The organism is Microvirga aerophila (assembly GCF_003332305.1).
In the GTDB taxonomy this organism is placed as follows: domain Bacteria; phylum Pseudomonadota; class Alphaproteobacteria; order Rhizobiales; family Beijerinckiaceae; genus Microvirga; species Microvirga aerophila.
Window position 1 is genome coordinate 16,310 of record NZ_QOIO01000018.1, and the last position, 12,248, is coordinate 28,557.

General features: G+C 63.3%; 9 protein-coding genes. 3 read left to right on the forward strand and 6 right to left on the reverse strand.

Annotation, left to right across the window (positions count from 1 at the left end):
- Window positions 1-50: 50 nt before the first annotated feature.
- Window positions 51-2,681 carry a cadherin domain-containing protein gene (locus DRB19_RS11740; protein ID WP_114186225.1) on the reverse strand — a complete coding sequence of 877 codons (2,631 nt, stop codon included), beginning with the start codon at window positions 2,679-2,681 and terminating at the stop codon, window positions 51-53.
- Window positions 2,682-3,026: 345 nt separating this feature from the next.
- On the opposite strand from DRB19_RS11740, the gene DRB19_RS11745 reads away from it, so the two are divergent.
- Window positions 3,027-4,352 carry a calcium-binding protein gene (locus DRB19_RS11745; protein WP_114186226.1) on the forward strand — a complete coding sequence of 442 codons (1,326 nt, stop codon included), beginning with the start codon at window positions 3,027-3,029 and terminating at the stop codon, window positions 4,350-4,352.
- 33 nt (window positions 4,353-4,385) lie between these two features.
- Here DRB19_RS11745 and DRB19_RS11750 read toward each other — a convergent pair whose 3' ends face one another.
- Complete coding sequence (locus DRB19_RS11750; RefSeq protein WP_114186227.1) at window positions 4,386-5,054, reverse strand: TetR/AcrR family transcriptional regulator; 669 nt, start codon at window positions 5,052-5,054, stop codon at window positions 4,386-4,388.
- A 127-nt stretch (window positions 5,055-5,181) separates the two neighbouring features.
- Here DRB19_RS11750 and DRB19_RS11755 point away from each other — a divergent pair, with 127 nt between their 5' ends.
- Complete coding sequence (locus tag DRB19_RS11755) at window positions 5,182-6,573, forward strand: cytochrome P450 (protein WP_114186228.1); 1,392 nt, start codon at window positions 5,182-5,184, stop codon at window positions 6,571-6,573.
- 67 nt (window positions 6,574-6,640) lie between these two features.
- Here DRB19_RS11755 and DRB19_RS11760 read toward each other — a convergent pair whose 3' ends face one another.
- From DRB19_RS11760 to DRB19_RS11775, 4 genes are all read right to left on the reverse strand, one after another.
- A complete protein-coding gene (locus DRB19_RS11760) occupies window positions 6,641-7,150 on the reverse strand; it encodes a single-stranded DNA-binding protein (protein WP_114186229.1) in 510 nt (169 codons plus the stop codon).
- Window positions 7,151-7,385: 235 nt separating this feature from the next.
- Window positions 7,386-7,694 (reverse strand): c-type cytochrome, encoded by a 309-nt coding sequence (locus DRB19_RS11765; RefSeq protein ID WP_162815665.1) that lies wholly within the window; start codon window positions 7,692-7,694, stop codon window positions 7,386-7,388.
- Window positions 7,695-7,933: 239 nt separating this feature from the next.
- The gene (locus tag DRB19_RS11770) at window positions 7,934-8,281 is read right to left on the reverse strand and encodes a hypothetical protein (protein ID WP_114186231.1); all 348 of its coding nucleotides are present in this window, start codon (window positions 8,279-8,281) and stop codon (window positions 7,934-7,936) included.
- A gap of 100 nt (window positions 8,282-8,381) precedes the next feature.
- On the reverse strand, window positions 8,382-9,056 hold the full coding sequence (locus DRB19_RS11775; RefSeq protein ID WP_147021743.1) for a hypothetical protein: 675 nt from the start codon (window positions 9,054-9,056) through the stop codon (window positions 8,382-8,384).
- Between the two features lie 197 nt (window positions 9,057-9,253).
- Between DRB19_RS11775 and uvrA the strand changes: the two genes are divergently transcribed.
- On the forward strand, window positions 9,254-12,238 hold the full coding sequence (gene uvrA / locus DRB19_RS11780) for an excinuclease ABC subunit UvrA (RefSeq protein ID WP_114186233.1): 2,985 nt from the start codon (window positions 9,254-9,256) through the stop codon (window positions 12,236-12,238).
- Window positions 12,239-12,248: the final 10 nt, after the last annotated feature.

Below are 12,248 nucleotides of genomic sequence, written 5' to 3' on the forward strand. Positions count from 1 at the left end.
AGCGTGCCCGATCGCACATGCCGGATCGCCCTGCCCGCGTGCAGCGCGACTCAGACCACGAAGAAATCCGCTGCCGTGAGCTTCAGGTTCTTGTCCAACGTCGCGAAATGCACGGCCTTGGTGGAGCCGGTGCCGTCCGCATCGTAGTACAAGGCACCGGTCTTCTTGTTGTAGATGATCCGGTCGCTGGCATCGTGCGCCTTCGTTCCGGTCCAGAACGCGCTGCCCGCCAGAACGCCCTTCTTGGCGATTTTGGTGAAGACGCTTTTCGAGAGGTGGATCGTGTCGTCGGCGACGCTGTAACCTTCGATCCGGTCGATGTTCGTCTTGTTCGGCTTCGTGTCGAACAGGAAGACATCCTGGCCGGAACCGCCGTTCAGCACATCCTTGCCGAGGCCGCCCGCGAGGGTGTCGTTTGCTCCCCCACCGAGGAGATGATCCGCACCGGCCGTGCCTCGCACGAGCACCGGCACCGGCGGAGGAGGCGGAGGAGGCGGCGGTGGAGGCGGCTCGGGAACCGTTTCGTCGATATCCGTCACCGTGATGGTGAAATCCTGCGTGACCACGCCCCCATACGCATCCGCGACCTTGATCTTAATGCTGTGCTGCGCTTGCGTCTCGTAGTCCAGAGCTCCGGCCAGCACGAGGTTCGTGCCGTCCAGGGTGAACAGGCCGCCCCCATTGGACAGCAGGGTATAGGTCAAGGCATCGCCGTCGCGGTCCCGGGCGGACAAGTGGCCGATAACCGTGGCGGCGCCTGCATTCTCGGCAATGCTCAGGTTCGACAGCGCCACTTCGTCCGGGTCAGCGTTGATGAGCGCGAAGATGCCGTCGGAGAATTGCCCGAACCGAATGCCCTTCAGCAGATCGGCGCCATCCTGGCTGACAGTGTCGGAGACAATGATGCTGCCGTCCTCCATGTGGGTGACGGTGTAGCTCTCTCGCAGACCGGAGAAAACGGCGAGGTTGCGCCCTGCCCCGCCCTCGAGGGTGTCGTCGCCCTTTCCGCCGGTCAGGGTGTCGTTGCCGTCGTTGCCGACGAGGCGGTTGGCCCCGTCGTTGCCGATGAAAACGTCGTCGCCCGCCCCGCCTTCCAGGTTCTCGATGCCGATCAGGGTATCGAGCCCATAGCCCGTGTCCTGCGCACCCTGCAGGGCGAGATTCACCTTGGCGGCGACCGAACCGCTGAAGCGGGCCGTATCCACGCCGGCACCGCCGTCGAGGATATCGTCGCCGAGGCCGCCTTCCAGGGTGTCGTTGCCTCCGGAGCTCTTCAGGATATTGTCGAGGGCGGAGCCGATCAGGAGGTCGTTGCCGCCGGCGCTCGTGACGTTTTCGATGCCGATGAATCGGTCGTTTCCGACCCCGGTCGCCTGCGCAACCGTAAGCCGCAGGTCTACGGTGACAGGGCCGCCGGACAGGAGGACGGTGTCGATCCCTTCGCCGCCGACGAACACGTCGTTGCCCGTTCCCGCCGAGAGAATGTCGTTGCCGGCCCCACCCTCCAGGACGTTGGCGCCGTTTCCGGCGACCAGGACGTCGTTGCCGTCGCCGCCATCGACCGTGTTATCGCCCTCCCCGGCATGGACATCGTCATCGCCCGCTCCACCACGAATGGTGTCGTTGCCGTCTCCGGCCCTGATCTTGTCGTGACCTTCGCCGCCGTCCACCAGGTTGTCGCCGCGACCGGCCTGCAGGCTGTCGTCACCCGCTCCACCCCGGATGGTGTCATCGCCGCCGGCCGCGATCGTGTCGTCCCCGCCTCCGCCGTCGACCAGGTTGTTGCCATAGCCGGCATCGATGGTCTCATTGCCGGCGCCGCCATAGGCGGTGTCGTTACCGACAGGATCGTTGCCAGCATCCGCATCGCCGTCTCCGTCGAGCCGGATGACGCTCGTGGCGGAACCTCTGATGCCCATGTAGAGGTCATCGCCCCCGCCCAGCAGGACCGCCCCGTCGAGAACACCCTCGTTGGTGAGAACGTCCTTGAAGGCCGAGCCAAGCACGGCTGTCGGCCCGCTCACCGTGCCCGTGTTGGCGACCGTGAACGTGCCGCTCGGCGCCGCATTGGCCGTGAGTTTGATGCCGATCTGGCCGGCCGCGATGACGCCGGTGTTCAGGATCGTGCTGTTCACGTCGCCAAGATCGATCCCGGTCTGAAACGCGCTGATCTGCCCGTTGTTGGTGATGCGGGAGCCGGTATTCGGCTGGTTCGCCGTGCCGTAGATCAGCATGCCGGCAATGCCGGAAATCGAGCCGTTGTTGGTGACGTTGACGGAGTCCCAACCCTCGACGCCCACAAGGGAGGCCATGAGCGTGCCGTCGTTGATGAGGCTGGTGCCGTCCTGCCGGAGCCTTACCGCCTGGGCCGAGTTGATGGTCCCGCTCGGCCCCACATAGAGGCTGCCGGGAGCCTCCAGGGCGACGCCGATCCACGATGTGGTGATGGCGCCGTTGTGGGCGATCTGCGCATCCGTGACGGCAAGAATGCCGGTCGACATGGCCCCGATGGCTTCGATTACTGCGCCCTCGGCAACCGTCATCTGGGAGCGGTTGCTCGAATAATTGATCAGCACCCGGTAGATGTTGGTCCGAGGCTGCGTGTTGTCCGGCGCATCGACATACTCCGTCGTGAGAGCGCCGGAGATCAAAGTGTAAGGAGAATTCGTTTCGAGGGGCATCGGACACCGCAACAGGAACAGAAGGCCTGCTAGCACGCCGGGCGTTACGATATCACTATATGAACATGTAGGTTCGGGTTGATTTCCCTAAAGGAAAGCGTGGCAATTGCAGCTTATCGTTAAAATGCAGCTTTGCCGTTTATTGGTGGCTAAGGCGGTAAAGCCCGAGGCTCTACCTGGATCAGCAAGCTAAAGCGCCTTTGGTAACTGGCAGCTCCTAGCGGAGATACAGCCACATCGGCATGCCAATGTGACGCAGCGGCAGCCGGTTACCTTTGTTATAATGCTACGTTAAGACATGAGGCTTAAAGCAAGACAATAAGCTTCAAAGGGGCATGCGACGCTATGGCGAAAAAGATTGGCACTCTCGGCGGCAATTTCCTTGAGGGATCCTCGACTTCCGACCGCATCTACGGCGACAGCGGCGGATTGATCTCATCGCGCACGATGGGCCGCGACCAGATTCACAGCTACAACGGCGCGGACTTTCTCTACGGCGACGCTTCCACCTTGAGCGGATCCGCCCGGGGCGGCGCGGATAGCTTCTGGACGGGCAGCGACCGGGACACCGTCTATGGCGACGCCTACACCATGAGGGGGTCGGCCCAGGGCGGAGCGGACCGCATGTGGGGCGAGCACGGGTTCGACGTGCTATATGGCGACGCCCGCACCATGACGGCATCGGCAATCGGCGGGGCCGACAGTCTCTATGGCGGTCGTGACGAGGACACCCTCTATGGCGACGCCTATTCCATGAGCGGAAGCACGGTCGGCGGGAACGACGAGCTTTACGGCAATCAGGACGATGACACGCTCTACGGCGACGGCTATACCCTTGCCGGCGGTGCAAAGGGTGGATCGGATACGCTCTCCGGAGATGACGGACGGGACACGCTTTATGGCGACGCCCGCACCCTGAGGGAATCGACCGTCGGCGGGAACGACAGCCTCCGGGGCGGCAGCTCCGACGATGTCCTCTACGGAGACGCCTATCAGTTGCAGCATTCGGCGGTCGGCGGCGGCGATACGCTTTACGATGGCGACGCCTACACGTTCTTCGACAATGCGCGCGGCGGGTCGGACCTCATCTACGGCGAAAGCGGCGCCGGCACACTCTACGGCGATGCGGTCAACATGTACGGCTCGTCGGTCGGCGGGAACGACAGCATCTATGGCAGTTCGTCGAACGACAAGCTCTACGGCGATGCGGCGACCCTCAACGATTCCAGCGCTGGTGGGCATGACTACCTGAACGGCGGCTCCGGCGATGACGTGATCTATGGCGATGCGCAGATCACGGGCCCAAATGCCACGTATGGCAACGATTCGCTGTTCGGCGGCGCGGGCAACGACAGGCTCGTGGGCGACTCTTCCTATGGAGGAACGGGCGTCGACTACCTCAACGGCGGAACAGGAAACGACACTCTGGACGGCGGCGGCGGACGCGACATCTTCGGCTTCGATGCGGCGTCCGGCCGGGACACCATCCAGTATTTCCGGCCCGGCGAGGATCAGATCGATCTGCGCGCTTGGAGAATCCTGGACTTCGACGACATCCAGATGGCGCAGCGCACGGGCTATACGGTGGTGTATCTCTCTGGAACGACGCACTACATCAAGCTGGAGAATGTCGAAAAGACGGCCCTCACAGCGGTCGACTTCATCCTATAATACGCAAAGGCCCGGCGACTGTCCGGGCCTTTTTCATGTCGTTGCCGCCTGCGCGTCGAGCCATTCACGAGCCAGCGGGGTTAGGTAAGGCGTGAAAAGGGATGATACCTGCTTGATCCCCCATTCCAGGTGCGCTTTCTTCAGCGCGCGCACACCCTCCTGCACGTCGAGATAGACCACCCAATAGGTCGAGACGATCCAGACATTCGCCAGCAGGGCATCAAGCTCCTCGTCCGAAATCGCGATCAAGCCGGCCGCTCGCATGTGGCCCATGAGTGTTTTGACTGGAGCCCGCAGACGCGCGCTGATGGCCCGGATGCGGCGACGCAGCTCCGGCGCCGTCGCCAGCAGGCTCATGAAGTCGCGGTAGAGAAAGCGATAGGACCACACGATCTCGAACCATTCACGCAGGAAAGTCGCATAGGCGGCCGGATCCGCGCTGTCCCTCCTGGGGCTTTCGAGAAGCCTGTCCACCTCAGCCTCGAACCGGTCGAAGATCACCAGCACGAGCGCCTGCTTGGTCTTGAAGTAATAGTAGAGATTGCCCTCGTTAATCCCGGCTGCATCGGCGATCTGCGCCGTGGTGACCCGATCCGGTCCACGCTCAGTGAAGAGCTTGAGAGCAACCGCGATCAGCCTGTCGCGGGTGCTCACGCCATGACGAGCGCGCTTGGCCTTTGACGCTGGTTCGGCATCCCGCATGAAAGCCCGCCTGTTCCGCCCCTTGACGTTCTAAGGTATGCACCTTAGATCAAGGTTCTCTAAGGTGCATACCTTACACTGCGGCGCATGCCTCCATCAAGCGTCGCGGTCATATGAAAGGGACATCATGAGCGCTAGCGCCCTTCCGGTCATATCGGAGCAGAGCCCGGGCCTCGCCGTCAGCCGAGGCTCTCCCCTCGCGCTTCTCGGTGCGGTGGTGCGCAATCCTCTGGAGGCCCTGCCGCCCGAGGTCTTTCACGAGCCGCTGGTCTATTCGCGCATCGCAGGCCGCAGGCGTGTTCTGATCAGCGATCCGACGTTAATCCATGAAGCGCTGGTTCGAAACGCGGATGCGCTGGTTAAGGGCGAGGATGTCCGGCGCGCGCTCGGTCCGGCGCTCGGTGAAGGCTTGCTCACCGCGGACGGCGCGCATTGGCGGTGGCAGCGCCAGTCCGTCGCGCCTGCGTTCCGACACGAGAAACTGACGAGTCTTCTGCCTGCGATGATCGCCGCCGCGGAAGGTACCCGCGACCGCTGGCTGGCATCGGGCGCGAAAGCCGATCTGAGCATCGGCCATGAAATGATGCGCACGACCTTCGACATCATCGTCGAGACCATGATGTTGGGTCCTGGAGGGATCGACGTTGCCCGGGTCGAGCGGGGCATTACGGATTATCTCGAACCGACCGGGTGGGTGTTGGCCCTCAGCATCCTCAAGGCGCCGGACTGGATTCCTTACCCCGGGCGACGGCGCGCCGCGGCGGCGGCGTCCTATCTGCGCTCGGCCATCACGGCCATGATCGCGGAGCGCCGTCACAGCGGCGAGAGCCGCGAGGATCTCGTGGCCCTGCTCCTCGGGGCTATCGACCCGGAGAGCGGCCGGACCATGACGGACGGAGAAATCGCCGACAATCTCCTGACTTTCGTCACAGCCGGCCACGAGACCACGGCGCTTGGCCTCGCCTGGACCTTTCACCTGCTGGCGAAACATCCGTCGACCGAAGCGAAGGTGCTGGCTGAGATCGACGAGGTCACGAAGGGCGAGCCCTTGCGGCCTGAGCAAGTTGGGCAGCTTACCTACACGCGGCAGGTTTTCTCGGAGGCGATGCGCCTGTACCCGCCGGCTCCGATCATCACCAGAACGGCAATCCAGGATTTTCAGCTCGGCGGCTATACGATTCCGGCGGGCACCGTTCTCGTCGTGCCCATCTATGCGGTGCACCGCCACGAAAAAATCTGGGACGTTCCCGAGCGCTTCGACCCGGAGCGGTTTGCGCCCGAGCAGGCGAAGACCCGCCACCGCTACGCCTACATGCCGTTCGGAGCGGGGCCGCGCATCTGCATCGGCAGCGCCTTCGCCACGATGGAGGCGGTGGCCATCATGGGGGTGCTCCTGCAAGGCGTTCAGCTGCGGAATATCTCGGAAGAGACCCCGGCGGCTTCTATGAAGGTCACGTTGCGACCGATGCGGGACTTGCGCATGCGGGTCGAGCGCCGCGCCCGAGCGGAAGCTCAGTAAAAAAAGCCGCGTCTCGCCCTGGTGCGGTCGCGGCTTTCCCAAATCGAGCCTGTCGCCGACGAATATCCTAGAACGGGATATCGTCGTCGATGTCGCTGAAGCGCGAACCGCCGCCCGACGCAGGCGCTGCGGCGGGTTTTCTGTCCATGGGGGAGGAGCGACCGAAGTCGCCGCCGCGGCTGATCTGGCCCGGCTCCTCCTCGCCAAACTCCGAGGCGCCGCCGCCGCGGCTGTCCAGAATCGTCAGCTCGCCGCGGAAGCGCTGCAGCACGATCTCGGTGGTGTACTTCTCCTGCCCCTGCTGGTCCTGCCACTTGCGCGTCTGCAGCTGGCCCTCAAGATACACCTTCGAGCCCTTCTTCAGGTACTGTTCCGCCACCCGCGCCAGGTTCTCGTTGAAGATCACCACCGAGTGCCACTCGGTCTTCTCCTTGCGCTCCCCCGACCCCTTGTCCTTCCACGTCTCAGAGGTCGCAATCCGCAGGTTCACCACCGGCTCGCCCGAGTTCAGGCGCCGCACCTCAGGGTCCCGCCCCAGGTTCCCCACCAATATCACCTTGTTCACGCTGCCAGCCATTGGGGCCACTCCTCATTCACATGAGGCTGTTCTGGGGCCGCAGCGCCCAAGGGGCAAGCAGCGTCTCGGTTGTGCACAGGACTGTCCCCAATTAACCGCCGAGCCCAGTCACCGCCTCCCGCAATCGCCGAGTGAGCGATCGAAACGTCGTGTTTGCCGGAATTCTCCGAGGCCGAGACGGAAGCCGCCGCAGTTCGCGCTCGGCAGCCGGTCGACTGGCCCTAACCTTTGCTGTCTACTTCGGCGTTTGTTTCGCGAAGAATGCGGCCAGTTGCTCGATTTCTTCATCGGTAAGGCGCTTGGCCATCACCATCTGAGGATTTTGCCGCTGTCCGTCCCGGAACAGCCTGAGCTGTGCCGCGAGATCTGATTCGGTTTTGCCTGCCAACGTGGGAACGCCCTGCACCTGCGGGGTCCCCGTCTCGCCATGGCACGACATGCAGAGTTCCAACTTGTCGCTGACATCCTGAGCCGTCGCGGATTCAGGGCTGCTCACAATCAGAAAAATAACCGCGGCTGCCTTGCAGCCCGAGCGAAGGAGCATGGAGGAGATCCGTAGGCAGGGCTGATCGGTTTGATCCGCTCTCATGGCTTAGCCTGCGATAGTTGATCTGCCAAGCCTAAGACGATCCCGCCCGGCGCAGCTGCACCGGCACCTAAAGCTTCGGTCGCCACGCCCTGTTCTAGGGCGACGCGATGGTCAGACCGAAATAGAGACCGCCCCCATACATGTGCTGCGCGCTTGCCAGGGCGATGCATGAGCGCAAGGCGGAAAGCGTTTCCCTAAGGCGAGGTGGCCTGCCGGGCATCTGCGAGCGCCCGCTCGCAAGCGGCTCGGTCGCCTGCGTCGTCAGCGGTCCTGGCTCGCGCCAGGGCGGCCAGAGCAGCTTCCATGGGCCTACCCTCCCCGAGCCGCTGCTCCGCGGCCGCGATTGAGCCCGGCGTCGGCTCACGGTGCAACAGGGCTGCATTGGTTTCCGGTCCCGTGGGACCGGCTCCCGCCACTGCGCCGATCCGGGCATCGACCTGTGCCTGAACCCGGTTGATGTCCTGGGTACAGGGGCCGGCAAGGACCGGCTGGGCGGTGAGGATCAGCAGAAATATGCTCCCAACCAACACCTTCTGGATCATGATCCGGCTCCTGGGGAAGAAGCTCCCGATGGGCAAACTTAACCTATGGGAAGGCTCAAGACACGGATTTCTTTGATAGAACCTGCCTCTACGAGTCGACTTACTGCTTCGGCACGGACTGGGCGGCCTTCAGCTCGTGCAGTTCGTTACCTAGTTTGATGCGGATCGTGTAGTTCCGCTCGCCGCCGATTGCCTCCGGCGCCTCAACGAAGAGGAGCGCCTTTGTGTGAATCCCCGGCATGAGCGTGTGATCTTGAAGAGCATATTGCCGGGCGAGTTCCAGATTTTGGCGGTGCTCCCCTCCTAGCGCCGCCATGTCCTCTCGCCCCTCCCGGCGCGCCTGCCCGATGCCCGATCCGATCTGACGGGCTAGGGATATGTTCGCTTGGGCAAGGCTCCCAATGACGAACTCGGCGGTGGCGTGCCGACTCCGCTCCGCAGCGACGATGTCGTCGAGGGTCTTGAGAGGCAGAACCACCTCCCCGTCTGGATGGGCAAGGACGACAGTCGCGTCCTGCATTCGAAACTCGATAGGTGTTTTCCCGTGGTTTCGCATCTCGATCACGAACGGCACCCAAGTGCCCGCCTTGGCGTAGCCTGGTGGATGGACAAGGCCGACGCCGGTGACCTTCTGGCGTGATGCCAACAGCTCGTAGCCGTTCCACGGGATAACCTGCTGCTTGGGCCCGGGAACGAAGGAGACGCTTTCGCTCACGGCGACGCAGGCCGTGAGGCCCATACAGACGATGAACGCGGCAAATCTGGCGGCAAGCATGGAAACCCCAACTAAAACTTTGTTACAATAGAGCCGTTAGGCTTACTATCCTCGCCTGTCACCTTGCCGCCCGTACTCTCTTTGTTCTAAAGTTGTCGATATGGAATCATCTGCCGCATGTTGTTTTGGCGGGTGAGGCATCACATATCCCGGAGCCGGCCCAGCGGGTCGGAATTCCATACTAAGCTGGGCAGCACATGGCCAAACTCGACGATCTCTTCAACCGCGCAAAGGCGGGTGATCCCAATGCGCGCGTGATCTCCGTGCGCGGAGCGCGTGAGCACAATCTCAAGAACGTCGACCTCATGGTGCCCCGGGACCACCTCGTGGTGTTCACGGGTCTTTCGGGCTCCGGCAAGTCATCGCTGGCCTTCGACACGATCTATGCCGAGGGGCAGCGGCGCTATGTGGAATCCCTGTCCGCTTATGCCCGCCAGTTCCTGGAAATGATGCAGAAGCCGGACGTGGACCAGATCGACGGTCTCTCCCCGGCCATCTCCATCGAACAGAAGACCACCTCGCGCAATCCGCGCTCGACGGTGGGAACGGTCACCGAGATCTACGACTACATGCGCCTGCTCTGGGCGCGGGTCGGCATCCCCTACTCGCCCGCCACGGGCCTTCCGATCGAGAGCCAGACCGTCAGCCAGATGGTGGACCGGGTTCTGGAGCTGCCGGAGAAGGCACGGCTCTACCTGCTGGCTCCGGTGGTGCGCGGCCGCAAGGGCGAGTACCGCAAGGAAATCGCCGAGTTCCAGAAGAAGGGCTTCCAGCGCCTGAAGATCGACGGCGAATACTACGCCATCGATGAGGCCCCTGCCCTCGATAAGAAGTTCAAGCACGACATCGACGTGGTGGTCGACCGGATCGTGGTGCGCGCCGACATCGCCGCGCGCTTAGCGGAATCCTTCGAAACCGCCCTCGACCTCACGGACGGTATTGCGGTCATCGAATATGCTGATGAGACCGACGAGAAGGGCAAGCCCAAGCGCATCGTCTTTTCGTCGAAATTCGCCTGCCCGGTCTCGGGTTTCACGATTCCGGAGATCGAGCCGCGCCTGTTCTCGTTCAACAATCCCTTCGGCGCCTGCCCCACCTGCGGCGGCATAGGCCACGAGATGCGCATCGACCCTGACCTGATTGTGCCGGACGAAACCTTGTCGCTCAAGCGCGGCGCCATCGCGCCCTGGTCCAAGTCTACCTCGCCTTATTACGGCCAGACCCTGGAATCGATTGCCCGACACTTCCGCTCGTCCATGACCAAGCCGTGGGAGGAGCTGCCGGAAGCCGTGCGCGAGGCGATCCTGTACGGCACGGACGAGACCGCGATCCGCTTCTCCTATGACGACGGGCTTCGGGCCTATGAGGTCAGGAAGCCCTTCGAGGGCGTGATTCCGAATCTGGAGCGGCGTTACAAGGAGACCGAGAGCGACTGGTCCCGCGAGGAGATCGGCCGCTTCATGGGCGAGACGCCTTGCGAGGCCTGCGGCGGCAAACGGCTCAAGCCGGAGGCGCTGGCGGTGAAGATCGCCGGCTTCGACATCGGCGACGCCACCACCTTGTCGGTCAAGGACGCCCATGTGTGGTTCGGCGATCTGTCGAACAAGCTCACCAACAAACAGAACGAGATCGCGGGCCGCATCCTCAAGGAGATCCGCGAGCGGCTCACCTTCCTGGTCGATGTGGGGCTGGAATACCTCACGCTATCCCGTGCTTCCGGCACGCTGTCCGGCGGCGAAAGCCAGCGCATCCGTCTCGCCTCGCAGATCGGCTCCGGCCTCACGGGCGTGCTCTATGTGCTCGACGAGCCGTCCATTGGCCTGCACCAGCGCGACAACGAGCGCCTGCTCGTGACCCTCAAGCGCCTGCGCGACCTAGGCAACACGGTGATCGTGGTCGAGCATGACGAGGACGCGATCCTGCAGGCCGATTACGTGTTCGACATTGGCCCGGGCGCAGGCATCCATGGCGGCGAGATTGTTGCCGAGGGCACGCCGGACGAGCTCCTCCAGGATCCGAAGTCTCTCACCGGCAAGTACCTGACGGGCGAGATGTCCGTGAAGGTGCCGGCCAAGCGCCGCAAGCCCGACCGGAAGCGCATGATCAAGGTCGTCGGCGCGAAGGGCAACAACCTCAAGAACGTGACGGCGGACATCCCGCTCGGCACCTTCACGTGCATCACCGGCGTGTCCGGGGGCGGCAAGTCCACGCTTGTCATCGACACGCTCTATAAGGCGGTGGCGCGCAAGCTCAACGGAGCGCTGGAACATCCGGCCCCGCATGACCGCATCGAGGGCCTGGAGCACCTCGACAAGGTCATCGACATCGACCAATCCCCCATCGGCCGCACGCCGCGCTCGAACCCGGCCACCTATGTGGGAGCATTCACGCCGATCCGCGAATGGTTCGCCGGCTTGCCGGAGGCGAAGGCGCGTGGGTATCAGGCCGGGCGTTTCTCGTTCAACGTGAAGGGCGGGCGCTGCGAGGCCTGCTCCGGTGACGGCGTCATCAAGATCGAGATGCACTTCCTGCCCGACGTCTACGTGACCTGCGACGTCTGCAAGGGCAAGCGTTACGACCGCGAGACGCTGGAGGTGAAGTACCGCGACAAGTCCATCGCCGATGTGCTCGACATGAGCGTGGAGGAGGCGCGCGATCTGTTCAAGGCTGTGCCGTCGATCCGCGAGAAGATGCAGACGCTGGCCCGCGTGGGCCTCGACTACGTGCATGTGGGCCAGCAGGCCACGACTCTTTCTGGCGGCGAGGCGCAGCGCGTGAAGCTGTCGAAGGAGTTGTCGAAGCGCGCCACCGGCCGAACCCTTTACATTCTGGACGAGCCTACGACGGGCCTGCACTTCCACGACGTGGCGAAGCTGTTGGAGGTGCTGCACGAGCTGGTCGAGCAGGGCAACTCCGTGGTGGTGATCGAGCACAATCTCGAGGTCATCAAGACCGCCGACTGGGTGATCGATCTTGGCCCCGAGGGCGGCGACGGCGGCGGCCAGATCGTGGCGCAGGGCACGCCCGAGGAGATCGCCGAGGTGAAGGAGAGCTATACCGGCCGCTTCCTCAAGGAAGTGCTGGAGCGCCGGCCTCTCAAGAAGGCGGCCGTCAAGAAAGAACCTTCCAAGAAAGAGCCCGCCAAGAAGGACAAGAAGATCACCCGCGAAGCGGCGGAATGATCGAAAGACG

Excerpts from the sequence above, each read along its gene's own strand:
- DRB19_RS11740 (WP_114186225.1), bottom strand. The coding sequence starts at position 2,681 with ATGCCCCTCGAAACGAATTCTCCTTACACTTTGATCTCCGGCGCTCTC.
- DRB19_RS11745 (WP_114186226.1), top strand. The coding sequence starts at position 3,027 with ATGGCGAAAAAGATTGGCACTCTCGGCGGCAATTTCCTTGAGGGATCC.
- DRB19_RS11750 (WP_114186227.1), bottom strand. The coding sequence starts at position 5,054 with ATGCGGGATGCCGAACCAGCGTCAAAGGCCAAGCGCGCTCGTCATGGC.
- DRB19_RS11755 (WP_114186228.1), top strand. The coding sequence starts at position 5,182 with ATGAGCGCTAGCGCCCTTCCGGTCATATCGGAGCAGAGCCCGGGCCTC.
- DRB19_RS11760 (WP_114186229.1), bottom strand. The coding sequence starts at position 7,150 with ATGGCTGGCAGCGTGAACAAGGTGATATTGGTGGGGAACCTGGGGCGG.
- DRB19_RS11765 (WP_162815665.1), bottom strand. The coding sequence starts at position 7,694 with ATGCTCCTTCGCTCGGGCTGCAAGGCAGCCGCGGTTATTTTTCTGATT.
- DRB19_RS11770 (WP_114186231.1), bottom strand. The coding sequence starts at position 8,281 with ATGATCCAGAAGGTGTTGGTTGGGAGCATATTTCTGCTGATCCTCACC.
- DRB19_RS11775 (WP_147021743.1), bottom strand. The coding sequence starts at position 9,056 with ATGCTTGCCGCCAGATTTGCCGCGTTCATCGTCTGTATGGGCCTCACG.
- uvrA (WP_114186233.1), top strand. The coding sequence starts at position 9,254 with ATGGCCAAACTCGACGATCTCTTCAACCGCGCAAAGGCGGGTGATCCC.